This window comes from Mycoplasma bradburyae (assembly GCF_024339025.1).
GTDB classification, from domain to species: domain Bacteria; phylum Bacillota_I; class Bacilli_A; order Mycoplasmatales; family Mycoplasmoidaceae; genus Mycoplasmoides; species Mycoplasmoides bradburyae.
In genome coordinates, this window is sequence record NZ_CP101415.1 from 161,090 (window position 1) to 181,723 (window position 20,634).

A 20,634-nucleotide genomic window follows, 5' to 3' on the forward strand; every position below is an offset into this window, starting at 1 on the left:
ATGAATTTTCAAAATTTAGCTAACCAAATAAAAAAAATGCAACGCGAAATGGAAAAGAAGATTGCAGAATTTGAGGAAAAAGAATACGAATACGAATACAAAAAATTAATAAAGTCAGTAATCAAAGGAAATCTTAAAATCGTTAAGATTGAAATTAATAAAGACTTAATTGATCCAGAAGATCCAGCCACTTTACAAGAAATGGTTGCTGAAGCAATAAATGAAGCGATAACTGATTTGGAAAAGAAAAAAGACGAATTAACTAATACAATTACTCCTCCAATCAACTTCCCTGGTTTTAGATAATTTAATAATTTAAATACTAATAAATAATATGGCGTCAGATTTAAATCTGAATGAGTTTAATAATCTAATAGAACAAATCAGCGATTTACCTAAGATTAGTTCCAAGCACGCAAAAAAAATTGTTCAACACCTAATGATGAAATCAGATCGTTATGTATATGATTTAATCGATGCGATGAAGCGTGCTAAATTGTCAATAAAAATATGTCGATTATGTCAAGCTTGATCAAATGATTCTATATGTAGCATTTGTTCTGATGATTCGAGAAATCAAGATGAATTATGTATCATAAGTTTTTTTGATGATTTGAACATTATCGAAGAAGCGCAAGCATATAACGGTAAGTACTTTATTCTTAATCATGAAATATCTAGTAAGAACAAAAAGATAATTCAAGAAATTAACTTTGACTTATTACTAGAAAGAATTGAAAAAGAAAATATTAAAAAAGTGGTAATTGCTACTAACTTTACTCAAGACGGACAAACAACAGCTAACTATATTCAATTATTGTTAGCTAACTATGATCTATCAATTTATCGTTTAGGAATGGGATTACCTTATAATTCGTCTATTGATTATGCAGATACATTTAGCTTAAAGAGTGCTTTTGAGAATAAAAAACTAATAAAAGAAAAGAAATAAGGATTCTTTGATTAAATAATTAGTTATTTCTTAAGAAAGACTTCATTATATTTCTCAATAAGAATGAATGATTATAAAAAATAACTATTTTTTCTTTTCAATATTTCAACCTAGATAGCTATCTACATAGTTATTTTTTCTTTTTATTAGTAAAATAAGCACAGAAAAGGAGGATAATTGTTTGGATACACAAGGATACGCTCTAAGAATGGTCGATATCCATAAATCCTTCAATAACGGGCAGATTAAAGCTAATGTTGGTATTAATCTAAACGTTAAGAAGAATGAGATACACGCTATCATAGGCGAAAACGGAGCAGGTAAATCAACATTGATGTCAATCTTGTTTGGTTTATACAAACAAGATAAAGGACAGATATTTATATGAGATCAAGAGGTTAATTTTAAATCCTCAAAAGATGCTTCTAAATCAAGAATCGGAATGGTTCATCAACACTTTAAGTTGATCGATAACTTTAAAGTTATCGATAATATTATTCTAGGAACTGAAACAACTAAATTTGGAATCATTCGTTACAAACAATGCGTTAAAAAATTAGAAAGCCTAATTAAAGAATATAACTTTAAGATCGACTTAAATGCAAAGGTTTCTTCTTTAACTGTTGGTGAACAACAAAAAGTTGAAATCCTAAAAGTTCTTTATCGGGATGCAGATCTTTTAATTTTTGACGAACCTACTGCTGTATTATCAGATAATGAGATTGAAAGTTTTCTAGATATCTTAAGGGAATTTAAATCTAAAAATAAAACAATCCTTATTATTACTCATAAACTACATGAAATTAAAGCGGTAGCTGATTCAGCTACTGTAATAAGAAAAGGTCAGTATATCGGTTCAGTAGATGTTAAAACAACATCAATTGAAGAGATGGCTGAATTGATGGTAGGTAGAACAATTACTCCTTCAATTAACAATTTACCAGTAACTAATGATGAAGTTGTTTTAAGTGTTAAAGATCTAAATCTTAATAGTAAAACAGCTGAAGAAAAATATGATGAATTACTTAATAAGTCTTCTAACTTTGTTAAGACAACTGTTACCAAAGGATTAACTAAAGCTAAAGAAGTTGTTAAGAAATTATCTCAGTCATCAAATCTAAAAAGTAATATTAGCTTCGAGATTAAAAAAGGTGAAATCTTTGCGATTGCTGGTGTTGAGGGTAATGGTCAATCTAAGTTGATTGAAATCATATCAGGACTTAAGAAAACTGAAGCTAAAAAGATCTTTTTTAGAGACAATGATAAATTAGTAGATATCTCTAAAATGTCGCTTAAAAAAAGGGTTAATTTAGGAATCTCATTTGTTCCTGAAGATCGACATAAACACGGATTAACCTTAGATCAAAGTGTTCGAATCAATTCAGTAAACAACTTAATTGATAAAAAACCGTTTTCAGCTAATGGTCTAATTGTTCCATTTGAAATCGCCACTTACGCGCAAGATATTATTGATAAATTCGATGTAAGAGGTACTGCTAATGGTACAGCTAACACAAGAGCATTATCTGGTGGTAACCAACAAAAATTAATTATTGGTCGTGAAATGACTAAGAAGCATGAATTGTTAATTCTAGCTCAACCTACAAGAGGTCTTGATGTTGGTGCTATTGAATATATTCATGGGCAAATTATTGAAGCTAAAAAACGAGGTAAAGCAATCTTATTAGTATCATACGAACTTGATGAAATCATGGCGTTAGCTGATACGATTGCAGTTATCAACCGTAATAGCTTTATAGGTGTTGGATCGAAAGAAGAAATGACTAGATCTAAAATCGGTCAATTATTAGCAGGAGAAGCTATCAATGAATCTATTTAAAAAATACCCGGGATTTTTGATTGGTTTTGATCGTCTTTTTTATCGAAAAGAAAACAAACTAACTAGAAGAAGAATATTAAGCGTTATTATTTTAATTATTACCGCTTTAATGTTAATCTTTGTAATCTTGGTATCAACAGGGGTTAATTCTAATGCTTTTTGAGCGTTGTTTAACAACGGACTAAGAGGACAAAAAGAGCAACAGGATTTTATAACTAATATCGGGATCTTTACATTAGCTGGACTATCTTTTGGATTTGCTATGCAAGTAAAGATCTTTAACATTGGGATTTCAGGGCAGATGTTAGCAGGCGCTTCTTTTGCTTTTATAATTACTCATTACCTAAACAAAGCAGGGTTTGCTCCAGCATATGGTGGACAATTAATTACGATTGTTTTATCAATGTTTGTGGCAGCATTTGTTTCTGTTCTTACAGGTATATTTAAAATATACCTAAAGATCAATGAAGTAGTATCTGCAATCCTACTTAATTGAATTATCTTATTAATAGTTGGTTCGATTATTAACAACCATTTTATTGATAATAGCCAAAAAATAAATGGTAGTTTTACTTCAATAAAATTCCCAGATGAATATTCATTCTATGTTGTTAATGGATCTAGTCCATTTACAAGTAACACTGGATGAATTTGAACGATTTCAGTAACTGCTGTAGCTGTTGTTGTTATTTGAATCTTATTAAGATTTACTGTATTCGGTCACAAGATTAAAACTACGGGTTTATCAAGTACTTCGGCTGAGTATTTTGGTTATAATAAAAACTTATTACAACTATCTTCATTTGCTATATCTGGAGCAATTGCAGGAATACTAGGAGTAGCTGTATATACTGGCCAAGCTTCTCAAGCTATTGATTTTAGTTCAGTTGGTAAATTTGGTTTAACTTCAGTTCCTCCAGAAGGATTCAACGGGATTGCGATCTCACTAATCGCACTTAACAACCCTTGGGGAATTGTTATTGTTTCAGCTCTATTTTCATTAATCTCAGTAGGTCAAGGTCCATCTAACCTACCAGACCCTCAAACGCTGCCATTATCACTTGGAGTTTTAATGTATATGATATCAATCTTCGGGTTGATTAATTACTTAAAACCATGAAGATGGATTATTATGAAGATTTATGGCGGAGATAATATCACCTATTACCAAAATCTTGAGAATAATATGGCGGCTTTATCTGAGAACTATCGTTTTAAAGTCAAGAAATTAAAAAAAGAATTAAGAAATGAACTTAACAAGAAATATAAGAACAAGTTACAGATTTTCTTAATGTCTTCAATTGTTGGTATTAAGATCTTATTCTTAAAGCAATACAAAGACGAGATCATTAAATACAAAGAAAAATATATTAATGATCGTATTGGTAATATTAATGAGTTTTATCACGCTTGTGTTTTTAATACGATTCTAGATACAGAAAGAGCGATTAAAGATTACGAAGAATCTAAAAACGATAAGTTTTTGAAAAAGATTGACAGTTGGAAAAGTTATGAAAAACGAATTCAAAAACTAGTTATCGGATTAGATGACGGATTAAAATCACAAGTTGATAAACATGTTAAATTGATTAATGAAAAAATCAGTACGATAAATACGAATAAGGAGGTTAGATAATGTTTTCAACAACACAATTAGATCAATGACTAATTCTAGCTCCTGCTTTAATCCTTGGTGTTTTTGGTGGGTATTTATCTGAACGCGTTGGTATTGTTAATATTGCTATTAACGGTACGATGACATTTGGTGCAACGTTCTTTGTTATTTTTTCAAACATCTTTTTAAAAGCTAATAATTCTATAACTAGTGATGGATATAACTGAACATTTATAGCGTCAATATTATTATCAGCACTATTATCAATTCCTGTGGGAATCTTATTTGGTTTTGCCACAATAAAACTTAAAGCAGACCATGTAATAGCGGGTACAGGAATTAACTTATTAGCTACAGGGATCGGTCAGATCTTATCAGACCGATCATCAGCATTATTTGCTAAACCAAGTCTAGATAATGCTTATAGTAGAACATTAAGAGCTAATAGCGTTAGTGATCAAGCAATTATCGTTTTTGTTCTATTTATTGCGTTTTTCATTATCTTATATGTGGTAATGAATTTTTCTAAAATTGGTTTAAGATATCGAGCTGTGGGCGAGAATCCTAACGCAGTTGATTCACAAGGAATCAATGTTACTAGATACCAATGAATGGGAATTATTTTTGCTAGTATTGTTGCTGGTTCTGGTGGTGCTTTATATGGTTATTACCAATCTGGTAGAGCGTTTGCTGGTGATGTTGATGGTGTAGGATTTATTGCTTTAGCAATCCTGATTGTTAGTGGTTGAAAACTTTTCCCGATTACAGCAATTGGTTTAATATTTAGCGCTTTATTAATTTATTCAACATCAACAAGTGATGTAAATGATGCAAATAAATATTTATTAAGAATTATTCCTTATGCTTTAACGTTGGCTACTATGTTGGTATTTGGTAAGTTCTCAATAGGACCTAAAAACGTGGGTAATCATTTCGATAAAGGATTACGATAATAAAAAAATTTTAGTTATTAAGTTTTATTAGTTTTAAGATATAAAGATATAGATATTTCAAGAAAGGTAAGAATAAAATGACTCCACACATCAAAGCAAAAAAAGAAGAAATTGCTAAAACAGTTTTAATGCCAGGAGATCCGTTGCGTGCTAAATGGATTGCTGAAACATTTCTAGAAAACCCTAAATTAGTTAATGAAGTAAGAAACATGTTTGCTTTTACTGGTAAATACAAAGGCAAAGAAATTACTGTAATGGGTCACGGAATGGGTAATCCTTCAATTGGGATTTATTCGCATGAACTTTATAATGTTTATGATGTTGAGAACATTATTCGGGTTGGTTCTTGCGGTGCTTTAGTTGATAACATCAATTTAGGTGATGTGATTCTTGAATCTGAAGCATTTAGTGAATCGCCTTATTCTATGCTTATTGGTGTTGATGTTAAGAATAAAACTAATTACCCTTCACAAAAATTATTAGATGTATCAAGACAAACTGCTAAAGAATTAAATATTAAATACCACGAAGGTTTAGTGATCTGCGAAGATGCTTTTTATCAATCAATCTACACTCCTAAACAAGCAAATGAACAATGAAATGCAATAGCTGTTGAAATGGAAGGATTTGCTTTAAATGCGAACGCAATTAAAGCAAAGAAACATTCAATGACAATATTAACAGTTTCAGATTCATTAATAACACATGAAGAAATGAGTCCAGAAAAACGTCAAACATCATTCAATGACATGATTGAATTAGCGCTAAATGTGGCTATTAAACTATAAGGTTATATCAATACTTAATCATATTATTATCAACTTAAGATCGGTTAGATCTATAAAATAAAAAACTATGAGTATATTTAAATTTAATCAGTTAATTGACCATACATTATTAAAAGCTAACGCTAATTATGAAGAGATTCAAAATCTTTGTCATGAGGCTATGCAATATAATTTTTTTAGTGTTTGTGTTAATCCAGCTTATATTAAAACTGCTAAAAAAATCCTAGAAAAATCTTCTGTAAAAGTATGTACAGTTGTTGGTTTTCCATTAGGTCAAACTTTTACTGAACAAAAAGTTTATGAAACTAAAACATCAATTAAAGCGGGTGCTGATGAGATTGATATGGTGATTAATATCCCAGAATTGATTAATAACTGTGCTTGTGTTATTGATGAGATCAGAAAAGTTAAGAAAGCTTGTGGTGATAAGATCTTAAAAGTGATTGTCGAAACCGCGTTGCTAACTGAAGATCAGATTAAAAAAGCTACTTTAGCTTGTATTGATGCCGGTGCTGATTTTATTAAAACATCTACAGGGTTTTCAACTCGTGGAGCTAGTTTAAATGACATTAAAATCATGAAACAAACAGGTCAAGATAAAATCTTGATTAAAGCAAGTGGTGGGATTTCAAGTGCTAAGGATCTTATTGAATTCGTGAAAGAAGGTGCTGATCGAATTGGTACTTCACGTTCAGTTAAATTAATGCAAGAATTAGAAACGCTTGATTTATCTAATAAATAAAGCTATGAATATTGTTGAAATAATTGATAAGAAAAAAAATAAAAAAATTTTAACCAAAGAAGAAATAGGTTTTTTTATCAACAAAACTGTTGATAAAACAATTCCTGATTATCAGATTAGCGCATTGTTAATGGCAATCTGATTTAATGGCCTAAATGAGGATGAACTTTATTATTTAACTGATTTCATGATCAAATCAGGTAAAACATTAAGTTTTGATACCAAAGATAAAAAATCAATTGATAAACACTCGACAGGTGGTGTTGGAGATAAAGTATCAATTGCTCTAGCGCCTGTATTAGCTTCATTTGGTTTTAAGATCTCTAAGATGTCAGGTCGTGGTTTAGCTCATACTGGTGGCACGATTGATAAACTAGAATCAATTGGTGTTGATTGTTCGATTAGCATTGATGAAGCTAAAAAGATCCTTGATGAAAATGATATGTTTATCATTTCCCAAACTGATGATTTAGTTTTAGCAGATAAGATCTTATATGCAATTAGGGATGTTACTTCAACAACTGATTGTTTGGATCTTATTGCTTCATCAATTATTTCTAAGAAATTTGCTATCAATTCAGATTACATCTTCATTGACATCAAATATGGTGCTGGTGCGTTTTGTCAAACAATTGAACAGGCTAATGAACTTAAGCGAAGAATGCTTGTATTAGCTAAACGCTTTAACCGTCATTTAGTTTGTGAATTGAATGATATGAATGAAGTTTTAGGTAATAGTATTGGTAATGCGATCGAGATCAAAGAAGCAGTTGCTTATCTTAAGAATGAATTAGATAACAAGAATTCTTTTAAGATCTTAATGGATAATTTGTTATCTGAAATCCTTGTTGAAACCAAAAAGTTTGATAACAAAAATCAAGCACTACAAGCGCTTAATGAATTATTAAATACTACTAAACCATTTGATAAATTTATTGCTTGAATCAAATCTCAAAAAGGGGATTGGTTAGCTGTTAGTGAAGATCGTTATTTTAATCCGAAATACCAATACGAGATTAAAGCCAAACAAGAAGCTAAAATAGTTTATACATCACCAGTTGATCTAGCATTAGTTTCATTAGAACTAGGAGCAGGAAGAAAACTTAAAAATCAACCAATTGATTTTCAAGCAGGTATTTATTTACATAAAAAATCTAATGATCATCTTAAAAAAGATGAAACAATCATGACATTGTATTCGTCTAAACCAATCGATCAAGTGATTATTGATAAAGCGTTAAGTACAATAAAATATGAAACATAAAGAACTATTAGAGCTATTAGAAAAAGCTTATTGTGTTTATTCTAATTTTCGCGTAGCTTGTATATTGGTTGATAGTAATGATCAAGAATACAAAGGCGTTAATGTTGAGTCAGCTTCTTACCCAGTAAGTTTATGCGCAGAAAGAAATGCAATCGGTTGCATGGTGACTAATTCAAATAATATTCCATTAATTAAACATATTCATTTGATGACAGATTCGATGGATAAGAATTCTTCACCTTGTGGAATGTGTCGCCAGGCATTATGAGAATTCAGTGATGACGATACTTTAGTAACAATTTATTTCAAAGATCAAACCAGTAAGACATACCAATTCAAACAATTAATTCCATTAGGATTTAATTACAAAGCACTAAATGCTAAATAATTAATAATAAGATTAAAGATAAGATAAATATTATGAACAGTGTTAAATATTGATTACATCATCCAAAAGTGAGCGATGAATTAAAAGAACAAATTAAAGCGATGTCTAATGAAGAATTAGCATACGCTTTTGATGATAAACCACTAGCATTTGGAACTGCTGGAATAAGACAAAAAATGGGTCCAGGATTCCAATATTTAAACGACTTTACTTACGCACAAATGGCGTTTGGTTATGGTCGTTTTTTAATTGATAAATTCGGTTACTCACCAAGATGTGTGATTGCACATGATAACCGTAAAAACGGCGTACATTTTACTAAGATAATTACAGATGTATTAACATCAATGGGGATTCAAGTATATTTATTTGATAACAATAAAATTACTTCAACACCATTATTGTCTTACGCAATTCCTAGATGTAATGCTGATGGTGGGGTTAATGTTACAGCATCACATAACCCTAAGACTGATAATGGGTTTAAAGCATATAATGAAAAAGGTGCTCAGTTATTAAAAGAAGATGGGCAAAAAGTTATTGATTTCATGCCACAAAGCTACGAAATCCTAAACTTGGAATATGAGCCTAATGACCGCTTAGTTAAGTTTATATCTGATGAAGTTTATGATGCTTACTTTGCTGATGTTTATCAAAATTTATACAAGACAGATCAAAAAGAAGTTAAGGACTTTAAAGTAATCTTTAGCGCACAACACGGGGCATCTTCTTATTGATTGCCTGAGATGTTAAGAAGATTTAATTACAATGTTATTCCTGTTAAAGAACAATGTAAGTATGATGAAAACTTTAGCTTTACTAAATCGCCTAACCCTGAAGCTAGAGAATCTTGAGATCTAGCATTACAATACGCAGATCATTATAATGCTGATATTATGCTGGCTACTGACCCTGATGCTGATCGCTTAGCAGTGGCTGTTAGACATAACAACGAGTTTAGATATCTTAATGGTAATGAGATGGGAATCATCTTCTGTTACTACATCTTAAAACATAAAAAACTTAATAAAACTCCTTATGTTGTATCATCATATGTATCAACTAACTTAATTGATCGTATTATTAAGAAATATAACGGCGTTGTTTATCGTGTTGGAACTGGTTTTAAATGAATCGGTAATAAAATTAACGACCATAAAGATCAAGAAGATTTCATCGTTGGTTTTGAAGAAGCAATCGGTTCATTAACATCAACGATCACCTTAGATAAAGATAGTTTTCAAGCGGCTGCTTTAGCGCTTGAAATTCATAATGAATGTCTAAAACGTAAGATTACTATGGTTGATTTCTTAGAGAGAGAAATCTATCCACAATTTGGATTTATTCATAATGAAACAATAACCAATAAAATTTCAGGTTTGGATTGAAAACAAAAAGCAGTCAACTATATGAAACTGCTTGGTAATTACAAAGATCAAACAATTAACAACAGAAAGATTATTGAAATCAAATGAAATGAAAATGGTGATTGTTTAGATTGAATCTTGGAAAATGATTCTTGAATCAGATTCAGACTTTCTGGCACTGAACCAAAATTTAAATTTTATTATAATTTTTATGGAAGTTCGCTTAAGAATCTTAAGTTAGAAGCTGAAGCAATTACTAAAACACTTAAACGCTTCATAGGTCTTTTATAAAAAGATCAATAATTAGGAATTTAATAATAGAAATAAAACGAGATGAAAAAATACATATTTGGTAACTGAAAGACATTTAAAAACACAAAAGAAGTTAATGAATTCTTTGAAGTTTTAAATGTGAATGATTTAACAAAATATAGCAACACAACTTTTGGTGTGGCTCCTGTTTTTGTTCATTTAGATTTAGCTAATCGCATTAAAAAGCCTGAATGTTTAATCTTAGCTCAAGATGCTAATTACATTAAAGATAAAGCTAATACAGGAACTGTTAGCTATGATCAACTAAAAGACATGCAAATCACTCATGTAATCATTGGTCATTCTGAAAGAAGAACTTTATTTGGTGAAACAGACGAATTAATTAACCAAAAAGTTAAGGTTTTATTAGAAAACAAAATGACACCAATCCTATGTATTGGCGAAACATTAGAACAATACGAAGCTAATAAAACTAATGATGTTTTAAAAGAACAATTACAAAAAGATCTTAAAGATATTCCAAATGAACTTTTTGATAATTTAATTATTGCTTACGAACCAGTATGAGCGATTGGAACTGGTAAGACTGCTTCAAGTCAAACTGCCCAAGAAGCAATCTTATACGTAAGAAAAGTTTTAGCAGAAATCTCATCAACTGAAATAGCATCAAGAGTACCAATTCTTTATGGTGGATCAGTAAATCCTGATAATATTTCAGAACTTTTATCTCAAAAAGATATCAATGGAGCGCTAGTGGGTGGAGCTTCATTAGATCCTAATAAATTCCTTAAATTAATCGAGGCAAAATAATTACTATGAAAAAAGCTCTGTTAATGATTCTAGATGGGTATGGAATTAGTTCAAATACCCATGGTAATGCTGTTAAAAACGCTAAAACCCCACATTTAGATAGTTTAATTAATGATAATCCCACAGTTATGCTAGGAGCTAGTGGTGAAGATGTTGGATTACCTGCTAATCAGATTGGTAACTCAGAAGTTGGTCATTTAAATATTGGTGCTGGAAGAATTATCTACACCGGTTTATCTTTAATTAACAACGAGATTAAAACTAAGAAGTTTTATGAAAACTCTGCGTTATTAAACGCGATTGATCACGCTAAGAAAAATAATTCTAAACTACATATCCTAGGATTAGTATCTCCAGGTGGAGTACATGCTCATATTAATCACATCTATGCAATTATGGAATTAGCTCACAAGAATAATGTGCCAGCTGTTTTACATGTATTTGGTGACGGAAGAGATGTTCCACCTACAAGTTTAGAATCTTACTTAGATGAATTGATTCAAAAAACTCGCGCTACTAACACTAAGATCGGGACAGTTGCTGGTAGATTCTATGCAATGGATCGTGATCAAAGATGGGATCGTATTGAATTAGCATACGATAACTTATTATCTAATTCTGGTAAAGCTTATGATTGTATTCGTGAGTATGTTAAACAATCATACGATGAGAATATCACTGATGAATTCATTGTTCCTGGATATAATCAAAACTACAAAAAAGAAGATATTACGATTCAAGATAATGATGCAGTTTGTTTTGCAAACTTCAGACCTGATCGTGCTAGACAATTAAGTCACTATATTTATGGTTCTGATTATTATGATCAAAATCCAAAACTAAGAAGAAAAAATCTTTACTTTGTAACAATGATGCAATACGAAGGTATTAATCCTTCAGCTATCTGTTATCCTCCAAAGATCGAAAAGAACACCTTAGGTGAAGTATTAGCTAATGCTAATAAGAAGCAATTAAGAATTGCTGAAACTGAAAAATATGCTCACGTTACCTTCTTTTTTGATGGTGGTGTTGAAATTGATTATAAAAACGAAGATAAAGTTTTAGTGCCATCTAGAAAAGATGTTAAAACTTATGATTTAGCACCTGAGATGTCAGCTAAAGCTATTGTTGATGAACTGCTTAAAGTTTATCTAAATTACGATGTAACAATCCTTAATTTTGCTAACCCTGATATGGTTGGTCACACTGGTAATTACGAAGCAACAATTAAGGGTCTAGAAGCATTAGATGAACAGATCGGTAGATTACTAGAAGATGCTAAAAAGAATAATGTAACCATATTCTTTACTGCTGATCATGGTAATGCTGAAGAGATGATTGATGAAAACAATCAAAAAGTTACTAAACACACAACTAACGTTGTTCCGTTTAGTGTTACTGATAAATCAGTTAAGTTTATCAAACCAGGGATTTTAGCTAATGTTGCTCCAACAATCCTTAAATATATCGGTGTAGAGATTCCTAAAGAAATGGATCAAGAACCATTAATTTAGATTAACTTATATAATATAGATAAATGGATAAGAAAAATTGCGTAATTAAATTTGAAAACGTATCGTTTTCATACAACACCAAAAAACAAGTTCTAAAAAACGTATCTTATGAGATCTATGAAAAAGAATACGTTTGCATAGTTGGTCATAATGGTTCTGGTAAATCGACAATGTCAAAACTACTTACTGGGATCTTAAAACCACAATCAGGAACTATCTATTTATTTGGTTATGCAATTTCACGAGACAACATTAAGTTCTTACGTGATAATGTTGGGATTATATTTCAAAATCCCGATAACCAATTTATCGGGATTACAGCAGAAGATGATATTGCTTTTGGTCTTGAAAATCGTAAGATTCCTAGAAGTGAGATTAAAAGAATTATTGATTCTGTAGCTTATCAAGTAGGTATTAAAGAAATATTAAAGTTTGAACCGCATAAATTATCTGGCGGACAAAAACAAAGAGTAGCAATCGCTTCAGTATTAGCAATTAATCCTAGTATTATCTTATTTGATGAATCGACATCAATGTTAGATCCTAAAGGTAAGAAAGATATTAAGAATTTCATGTTACAACTACGTAACCAAGGAAAGACCGTTATTTCAATTACTCATGATATGGAAGAAGTGGTTAATTGTGATCGTGTTTTGGTTATGGATCATGGTAACCTGATCAAACAAGGTAATCCGCATGAAATCTTTAAGGATAAACAATTCTTAAAAGAGATCAATCTAGATATTCCCTTTAGTTTAGATTTAGCGATACAATTAAACGAACTTGATAATAAAATACAAACTACATTAAAATATAACGAGTTAATCGACAATATATGTTCAAGAGTAGATCAAAAAGATTAAGACAAGAAATTGCTCCTTTAGTAGATAATGAAGTTTTAAAAGCTCAAGGACTAAAGTGTGTTTTTGATGAAGGTACTCCCGAAGAATTCTGAGCGTTAAACGGGATTGATTTTACTTTTGAAAAAAACAAAATTTACTGTATTATTGGTAACTCTGGAAGTGGTAAATCAACTTTAGTGACGCACTTTAATGGGTTGTTGGTATCTAAATACGGATCTTTATCAATTCGTGATTTTAAGAATAACAATGACATTGTTATTTCCCCAGCTACTAAAAAGATTAAAAATTTTAAACGCTTAAGAAAGATTATCTCAATGGTATTCCAGTTTCCAGAATACCAATTATTTAAAGATACGATCCAAAAAGATATTATGTTTGGTCCGATCGCATTAGGGGTTAATAAAGAAGAAGCTGCTAAACTTGCTAAGTTTTATCTTAACCGAATGGGATTGGATTCTTCTTATTTAGATGTTAGTCCGTTTGAACTATCCGGAGGACAAAAAAGACGGGTGGCAATTGCTGGAATTCTTGCTATTCAATCTGAGATCATTATCTTTGACGAACCAACTGCAGGACTAGATCCAAAGGGTGAAAGCGAGATGGTTGATTTGATTCTTGAATCCAAAAGAGAAAACAAAACCGTGATCGTGATTACCCACCAAATGGAAAAAGTTCTTGAGATAGCAGACGAAATCATCTTATTAAATGAAGGTAAGATCTTAACATCAGGTAAACCTTATGAGATCTTTACCGACCCAGAAGTAGTCTTAAAAACTTCAATAACCCTACCAAATGTAATCCAGGTAATTAACGATTTGTCATTAAAAAATCCTTTGTTTAAAAAACTGTATGATTACCAACCAAGGAATATAAAGCAATTAGCTCAAGCAATAAACGAAGTAATAAAAAAACATGAAGAACGCAATTAACGGTTATATCTTAAGTAACTCGATTGTCCATAAAACTAACCCATCAATTAAATTGATGATTTTTATTGCTTTTGTGATAATCGTTTTCTTACCAACGGGATTAGTTTTCCAACTGATCACAATTTCAATAATTTCGACAATCTTTATGATTTCGAAATTACCTTTTAAAATTTACTGATCAACATTAAAAACAATAATAATAATGTTTTTATTCTTGTTTTTAATCAACTGGTTTACTTATCGTAACCCAGGGTTTTTAAATATCTCAAGTGTTTCAAATCAACATAATTACCTATTAATAGGTAATTATGAAGATAAGATTGTGGCTAATCTTTATGATTATGATTTCTTTAGCAAGAATCAATTCCCAATTTTTAACTCCAAAACTAAGATGATGATTAGTTTTGGGGATGTATTGAATATCGTTCAACAAAAAAGATCAGATTTAACATTTGAACAAGTACAACAATTTTTTAAAATATCAGTACCTAAAGTAGCGGGTGCAGACTTAGTGCAATTCAGTTTTAATCCCGATAGTTTGGTATTAAAACCAGAATATTTCTTTAATTGATACGCTTTAAGTTTTAAAACTTTATTTATTACTTTATCGATCGTATTAAAGATCTTTATGATGGTTTTATTGGCTACAATATTAACATCATCAAGTACATCAATTGAATTAACATTCGGGATTGAACAATTACTGTCACCTTTAAAGTTATTAAAAGTGCCAGTGAATTCTTTAGCAATGACGATTAGTATCTCGATTAGATTCGTGCCTTCATTGTTATTAGAATCTCAAAGAATTCTAAATGCACAAGCATCTAGAGGAATTGATTTCAAGAATGGTAATTTTATTGAACGATTGCGTTCTTTAATATCATTAATTATCCCGATGGTATCGATCGCGTTTAGAAACGCAGGTGAGTTAGCTAACGCTATGGACGCAAGAAGCTACAACCCTAGATTTGCTAGAACAAGATACCGAATCTTTAAAGTTCATGCTCTAGATCTATTTGTTTATACGATCTTAATGATTATCTTGGGATTCTTTATTTTTGTAGCTTCTTCTAGAATCTTCTTTGGAGTATTTGGATCACCTGAATGAATGGTAATTGGTTTGGGAGCAAACGTTGGGCAATTTAAATCGTAATGTACTAATGAATATTACATACCACGGAACTAAGTTTCATGGTTATGCAATTCAAAAAGATTATGTGAGTGTTCAATCCAAACTACAAGACGCATTAGAATGAATCTATGAACAAAAGATTAATGTTAATGCAAGCGGAAGAACAGATAAAGGAGTACATGCGATCAATCAATATATTAGTTTTTATATCGATGATCGGATTAGTTTAGAAAAACTTCGCGAAATTTTAAATCGTTATGGTCTTAACCAATGATACATCAGATGGATCAAAGATGTTGATAGTAAGTTTCATGCTAGATTTAGCGCTAAATCTAAGACCTATCTTTATTTAATTGATTATTGTTCTAACAATCCCTTATTTTATGACCATGCTTGGATTGTTAATTTTAAATTGGATTTTGATCTGATTAAAAAAGCAATACCGATCCTGGAAGGAACGCATAACTATTGATCGTTTTCAACAGCTGATAAAGATAAAGGTAATCGAACAGTTCACAAGATTGATCTAAAGATTGAAAACGATAAGATCTATATTTATGTAACAGGCAATGGATTCTTAAGATCTATGGTGAGAATGATTGTGGGAGCTTTATATAATATTGGAATTAAAAAATATGATCTTAACCACCTTAAGTGGTTATTAGATAATCCTAAAAAAGGTAAAGCAATTACTAAAGCTCCAGCTAGTGGGTTATACTTATATGATGTTTATTATGAATAAAGATGCTTATGCGTCTTTATTTTATTTATTGATTATATGATGTTTCGATAAATAGATAATCTAACGATATAGACTATATTTAGTAGATATTTTATAAAGTACAATAAATTGTTTTAGTTCTTGTAATTATTAGTTATTCATAGTTAATTTATATAAATTAACTTATGATTAGTTATTTTTCTTATGTTGTTATTAATTAAATTAAGGTTAAATATTAGTTATTATTAAATTTATTCATCAAATATTTAATATTTTGTTATAATCTATTAGGTTAAATAATGGTGCCTTAGTCAAGTGGTAAGGCTTGGAGCTGCAACCTCCACATCGTCAGTTCGATTCTGACAGGCACCTCCATGTATGTCCGGGGCGGAATTATATTTTGGTTCGACTCCAAAAACATACGCCAAATAATTATCAACGGGAAGTAGCTTAGCTTGGTAGAGCACTTGGTTTGGGACCAAGGGGTCGCAGGTTCAAATCCTGTCTTCCCGACCAGTTTATGGCTGGATACCTCAGTTGGTTAGAGGGCTCGGTTCATACCCGAGTTGTCGTGAGTTCGAATCTCACTCCAGCCACCATGTTGGATCTATAGCTCAATGGTTAGAGCCCCCGACTCATAATCGGTTGGTTACAGGTTCAAGTCCTGTTAGATCCACCAGTAATATTAAAAAAATTTAGTATAGTACTTAGTTTTTTAATTTTCTTATAAAATAAATAGCAGGTATTATTGCTAAATAAGTACTATCTTATATGGATGCTTACCCAAGTGGCTGAAGGGTTCGGTCTTGAAAACCGAGAGTGGCTTAACGGTCAGCGGGGGTTCGAATCCCTCAGCATCCGCCATTAATAGAAATAATTAATATTTTTACACATTATTATATGTTATAATAATGTGTATATATCGCGGGATAGAGCAGCCGGTAGCTCGTCAGGCTCATAATCTGAAGGTCGTTGGTTCAAATCCAGCTCCCGCAACCATTATGGTTCCTTGGTGTAGTGATAACATACCTCCCTGTCACGGAGGGGTTGCGGGTTTGATTCCCGTAGGAACCGCCATGGTCTTGTAGCTCAGTCGGTAGAGCAATGGTCTGAAGAACCATGTGTCGGCAGTTCGATTCTGCCCGAGACCACCATTATTATCGTTATTCATAATTAATAACTATTAATTACATGCATTAATAGTTATCTCCTTCATATAAATAGTTTAAATTACGCATGAAAATGCGTAATTTTTATTACGATATATTATAATCCTATAAGGAAAATGTCGGCATAGCTCAACCGGATAGAGCATCAGTTTGCGGAACTGAAGGTTACAGGTTCAAGTCCTGTTGTCGACGCCATTAATAATAGATTTCATATTACATAACCTCATAACAACAATATACCTGTTATGAGGTTTTTTTCATGTATTAAATAAAGATTTATTGGTTAGTTTTTATTTATTATAAGCATAAAAAAACATTACCTTATATCAAGGTAATGTTTATGAATAATTAAATAAAACAATTATATCTTAATTAAGATCTTGTATAAACACCAGCTAGGAAGCTTGAGAAGCTATCATCAATAGTTAAATCTTGATTAACTAATTTATGGTTTTGAATAGTTGATGATTGTAAAACAAATGATTTGTTAGCTGGAGCTGATGAACCCATATAAAAGTGAGGTGTAATTTTACCGCTACCATCATTAGTGAATGCGATGTTCATTATTTTTGTTGTTCCATCAACACGATTTAATCAGCCGCTTGTTTGTTCTGGATATGTTTTAACTAAGAACTCAACAATTTCTCTATATGTTTTAGCTGATTGATCGTTTCTTACATATTGATTAGAACGATCTTTTTCTTCTTTAGTAGCTTTATCATCGTTTTTCTTATCAGGGTATTTAGAAAACGGATTTAATTGGTTAGATGGAGCTCTTTGATCAGAAAGTTCATCTCTATATAATAAGAAAAGAATCCCATCTTTGTAACTAGGGTTATCTTGAGGTGGTTGTCATTTTTTAATAGCTCTAGCATAAGGACCTTCTCATTTTAAACCACTACTTAAATCACCACCATCAATGAAGTAGTTTTGAGCTGGATCGGTGTTAGTTAAAATTGTTAATACGTAATCACCGTTATTAATTAGGTTAGTACCATAAACAGCTGTTTGAACTGGAGATTTTAATTCGTTAGTTATACTTTGTAAAGATACTTTATTATTAACATCTTCAGCTGAAACAACTTTAAAAAACCCTGGACTAGTAGCTACTGTACAACTTGTTAAAGCAAAACTCAAACCAAAAGCTAGAGAAGCTAGCCCTGTAAGTTTTGAAACAATTTTGTTTTTATTCATATATTTTTATTTATTAACAGATAATATTATATAAAAAGATAATAATAATAGTTGGCATATGATTCATTCAAAAAGATTAATTTTAGTCATTGGTCCAACTGGAACTAAGAAATCATATTTAGCGAATAAATTAGCTATTAAATTAAACCTACCGATCATCTCAGCAGACGCTTTTCAAGTGTATAAAGAGCTAAATGCTGGTGTTAATAAACCATCAGAAAAAATATTATCAGAAATTAACTATCACCTTGTTTCTGAAATCTCAATTTTTGATGACTGATCAATAGCTCATTTCAATAAAAAAGCTAAAGCGATTTTAGAACAATCACCTGATTGAACTATTGTATGTGGAGGAAGTCATCTCTATATAAATAGTTTAATTAACGATTACCAGTTAGATAATGAAGAACTTGATATCGAACTATTTAACAATCTAGAAAAACTAGAAAATACCGAGCTATTTAATCAGTTAATTAATTACGATAAAGAAGAAGCTAATAAGATTGGAATTAACAACAGAAAACGATTATTACGCGCTTTATATTTATTTAAAAAACACGGTAAAAAGTCGAAAAATGACACTAAAAAATTTGATTATATAGTTGTTAAATGTATGTCAGATAAAGATCAACTTTTTGCTTATCTAAGCGATCGATTAGATGAAATGATAAATGATCTAAATTGAATTAAAGAAATTGAATATTTAGATGAAATAATTGAAGCTAAAAAACTAGATAAACAACCAATAGCCATGAAGGCTCTAGGCTATCCAGAAATCTATCATTCTTGAAAAAATAATTTACCCATAAACAAAGAAGAAATAAATAAGAAACTTAAAAAGTTAGTTAAGCATCAATTAACCTGAACAAGAAATAAATTTAATGAAGGTTTAAAAGAATTTAGTTTCAATTTCTTTAAGGATGATCCTGATAAGCTTTGTAATGAGATAATTTCGTATATAAAAAATAATGACTAGACACTTATATATTCATCTCCCATTATGTCAAAAAATATGTACTTTTTGTGACTTTAAAAGAGAATTAATTGATCGTTATAACCCACAAAAAGTAGTTCAAGATTTAATTGATGAGATAGAAAGAAAACAGTTTAATAAAGAACAGTTTTTAAGTATATATTTAGGTGGAGGAACTCCTAATATATTTAACGATGAACTTTTAGATTATTTTTTATCAAAAATTTCAAAATATGCGGCAAAAACGTGTGAATTTACTATAGAATGTAATCCAGATTTAATTACAAAATCGCAAGCAAAAATATTCAAAAATAATTTAGTAAATCGAGTGTCTGTTGGTGTGCAAATAATTAACAACAAAATCCTTAAATACTTAAACAGAACACATGATATTAATCAATGTTATGACGCTATCAAAAATTTATATGATGTAGGCATTGATAATATTAATATCGATTTAATGTATGCTTTACCGCACATGAAAAAAGAAGATGTTTTAGAAAATATTGAATTCATAAAAAAAACTAAACCTAATCATGTTTCGTTTTATGGATTAGATTTAAAACCAGGTGCATATCTAACTAAGACTCCATATGAAATAGATTTAGATGAAGAAGCAATGCAATTAAGATTAATGAAAGCAGAGCTTAATAAACTGAAATACAAACGTTATGAAGTGGCTAATTGATCACGTCTAAAAAAATATAGATCTGTACATAATTTAGCTTATTGATTAACTAAAGATTACGCCGCTATTGGATGAGGTGCTCATGGATTTGAAAACCGCACAACTTACTATTATGATGGCAAGATTGATAACTGAGAAATTAAATCAAATTTATTAACTGATGATCAATTTTATCAAAGGGTTTTAATGATGGGTTTAAGACTCAAGGATGGCATAGATATAACTAAAGAACCATTTAAAACTGCTTATGAAAAATACAAAGATAAACTTAAGTATGTTTCAATAAAAAACAATTATCTTAAAGCTGACAACATCGATTTATTGAATGTGTCAATCATCGATATTTTTAATTAATATATTAGTAATAATACTAATAAAAAGATAGTCCTGGCATGGGTGTTTATTTTTCTATATAATTTTATTTAATCTTGCTAATAAGTAAGATCAAGGTTATTTCCA

General features: G+C 30.5%; 19 protein-coding genes and 9 tRNA genes. 27 read left to right on the forward strand and 1 reads right to left on the reverse strand.

What is annotated here, in order from left to right:
- The 25 genes from NMG77_RS00680 (at position 1) to NMG77_RS00800 (ending at position 17,515) form a co-directional block, all read left to right on the forward strand.
- Positions 1-306: a YbaB/EbfC family nucleoid-associated protein gene (locus NMG77_RS00680; RefSeq protein WP_255045909.1), complete on the forward strand. Its 306-nt coding sequence runs from the start codon at positions 1-3 to the stop codon at positions 304-306.
- Between the two features lie 28 nt (positions 307-334).
- Entirely contained in the window at positions 335-952 is a 618-nt protein-coding gene (recR, locus tag NMG77_RS00685; protein ID WP_255045910.1) for a recombination mediator RecR, read from the forward strand.
- A 181-nt stretch (positions 953-1,133) separates the two neighbouring features.
- The gene (locus tag NMG77_RS00690) at positions 1,134-2,792 is read left to right on the forward strand and encodes an ABC transporter ATP-binding protein (protein ID WP_255045911.1); all 1,659 of its coding nucleotides are present in this window, start codon (positions 1,134-1,136) and stop codon (positions 2,790-2,792) included.
- The gene (locus tag NMG77_RS00695) at positions 2,779-4,428 is read left to right on the forward strand and encodes an ABC transporter permease (RefSeq protein WP_255045912.1); all 1,650 of its coding nucleotides are present in this window, start codon (positions 2,779-2,781) and stop codon (positions 4,426-4,428) included. Before NMG77_RS00690 ends, NMG77_RS00695 begins: the two co-directional genes overlap by 14 nt.
- Positions 4,428-5,360, forward strand: a complete 933-nt coding sequence (locus NMG77_RS00700; protein ID WP_255045913.1) for an ABC transporter permease — start codon at positions 4,428-4,430, stop codon at positions 5,358-5,360. Before NMG77_RS00695 ends, NMG77_RS00700 begins: the two co-directional genes overlap by 1 nt.
- A 77-nt stretch (positions 5,361-5,437) precedes the next feature.
- Positions 5,438-6,148, forward strand: coding sequence for a purine-nucleoside phosphorylase (deoD, locus tag NMG77_RS00705; protein ID WP_255034800.1), 711 nt, complete (start codon positions 5,438-5,440; stop codon positions 6,146-6,148).
- Between the two features lie 67 nt (positions 6,149-6,215).
- Complete coding sequence (gene deoC, locus NMG77_RS00710) at positions 6,216-6,890, forward strand: deoxyribose-phosphate aldolase (RefSeq protein ID WP_255034801.1); 675 nt, start codon at positions 6,216-6,218, stop codon at positions 6,888-6,890.
- Between the two features lie 4 nt (positions 6,891-6,894).
- Positions 6,895-8,154 (forward strand): thymidine phosphorylase, encoded by a 1,260-nt coding sequence (locus NMG77_RS00715; protein WP_255045914.1) that lies wholly within the window; start codon positions 6,895-6,897, stop codon positions 8,152-8,154.
- Positions 8,144-8,542 (forward strand): cytidine deaminase, encoded by a 399-nt coding sequence (cdd, locus tag NMG77_RS00720; protein ID WP_255045915.1) that lies wholly within the window; start codon positions 8,144-8,146, stop codon positions 8,540-8,542. Before NMG77_RS00715 ends, cdd begins: the two co-directional genes overlap by 11 nt.
- A 32-nt stretch (positions 8,543-8,574) precedes the next feature.
- Complete coding sequence (locus tag NMG77_RS00725; protein WP_255045916.1) at positions 8,575-10,200, forward strand: phospho-sugar mutase; 1,626 nt, start codon at positions 8,575-8,577, stop codon at positions 10,198-10,200.
- Positions 10,201-10,242: 42 nt separating this feature from the next.
- Positions 10,243-10,992: a triose-phosphate isomerase gene (gene tpiA / locus NMG77_RS00730; protein ID WP_255045917.1), complete on the forward strand. Its 750-nt coding sequence runs from the start codon at positions 10,243-10,245 to the stop codon at positions 10,990-10,992.
- A 5-nt stretch (positions 10,993-10,997) separates the two neighbouring features.
- Positions 10,998-12,506, forward strand: a complete 1,509-nt coding sequence (gene gpmI, locus NMG77_RS00735) for a 2,3-bisphosphoglycerate-independent phosphoglycerate mutase (RefSeq protein WP_255045918.1) — start codon at positions 10,998-11,000, stop codon at positions 12,504-12,506.
- Positions 12,507-12,529: 23 nt separating this feature from the next.
- Complete coding sequence (locus NMG77_RS00740) at positions 12,530-13,369, forward strand: energy-coupling factor transporter ATPase (protein ID WP_255045920.1); 840 nt, start codon at positions 12,530-12,532, stop codon at positions 13,367-13,369.
- Entirely contained in the window at positions 13,342-14,298 is a 957-nt protein-coding gene (locus NMG77_RS00745) for an ATP-binding cassette domain-containing protein (RefSeq protein ID WP_255045921.1), read from the forward strand. The genes NMG77_RS00740 and NMG77_RS00745 overlap by 28 nt, the downstream gene beginning before the upstream one ends.
- Positions 14,282-15,451: an energy-coupling factor transporter transmembrane component T gene (locus NMG77_RS00750; protein WP_255034809.1), complete on the forward strand. Its 1,170-nt coding sequence runs from the start codon at positions 14,282-14,284 to the stop codon at positions 15,449-15,451. Before NMG77_RS00745 ends, NMG77_RS00750 begins: the two co-directional genes overlap by 17 nt.
- Positions 15,452-15,458: 7 nt before the next feature.
- Positions 15,459-16,172: a tRNA pseudouridine(38-40) synthase TruA gene (truA, locus tag NMG77_RS00755; protein ID WP_255034810.1), complete on the forward strand. Its 714-nt coding sequence runs from the start codon at positions 15,459-15,461 to the stop codon at positions 16,170-16,172.
- Positions 16,173-16,452: 280 nt separating this feature from the next.
- Positions 16,453-16,526: transfer RNA gene (locus NMG77_RS00760), tRNA-Cys, on the forward strand.
- Between the two features lie 64 nt (positions 16,527-16,590).
- Positions 16,591-16,667: transfer RNA gene (locus NMG77_RS00765), tRNA-Pro, on the forward strand.
- A gap of 6 nt (positions 16,668-16,673) precedes the next feature.
- A tRNA-Met gene (locus tag NMG77_RS00770) sits at positions 16,674-16,750 on the forward strand.
- Positions 16,751-16,754: 4 nt separating this feature from the next.
- A tRNA-Ile gene (locus NMG77_RS00775) sits at positions 16,755-16,830 on the forward strand.
- Positions 16,831-16,924: 94 nt separating this feature from the next.
- A tRNA-Ser gene (locus tag NMG77_RS00780) sits at positions 16,925-17,015 on the forward strand.
- A gap of 59 nt (positions 17,016-17,074) precedes the next feature.
- A tRNA-Met gene (locus tag NMG77_RS00785) sits at positions 17,075-17,150 on the forward strand.
- Between the two features lie 4 nt (positions 17,151-17,154).
- Positions 17,155-17,228, forward strand: a tRNA-Asp gene (locus NMG77_RS00790).
- A 1-nt stretch (position 17,229) separates the two neighbouring features.
- A tRNA-Phe gene (locus NMG77_RS00795) sits at positions 17,230-17,305 on the forward strand.
- Between the two features lie 133 nt (positions 17,306-17,438).
- Positions 17,439-17,515 (forward strand) — tRNA-Arg (locus NMG77_RS00800).
- A gap of 177 nt (positions 17,516-17,692) precedes the next feature.
- On the opposite strand, the gene NMG77_RS00805 is transcribed toward NMG77_RS00800, so the two are convergent.
- Positions 17,693-18,514, reverse strand: a complete 822-nt coding sequence (locus tag NMG77_RS00805; RefSeq protein ID WP_255045922.1) for a DUF6856 family protein — start codon at positions 18,512-18,514, stop codon at positions 17,693-17,695.
- Positions 18,515-18,572: 58 nt separating this feature from the next.
- Here NMG77_RS00805 and NMG77_RS00810 point away from each other — a divergent pair, with 58 nt between their 5' ends.
- Positions 18,573-19,490, forward strand: coding sequence for a tRNA (adenosine(37)-N6)-dimethylallyltransferase (locus tag NMG77_RS00810; RefSeq protein ID WP_255045923.1), 918 nt, complete (start codon positions 18,573-18,575; stop codon positions 19,488-19,490).
- Positions 19,483-20,529, forward strand: coding sequence for a radical SAM family heme chaperone HemW (gene hemW, locus NMG77_RS00815; RefSeq protein WP_255045924.1), 1,047 nt, complete (start codon positions 19,483-19,485; stop codon positions 20,527-20,529). The genes NMG77_RS00810 and hemW overlap by 8 nt, the downstream gene beginning before the upstream one ends.
- Positions 20,530-20,634 lie beyond the last annotated feature (105 nt).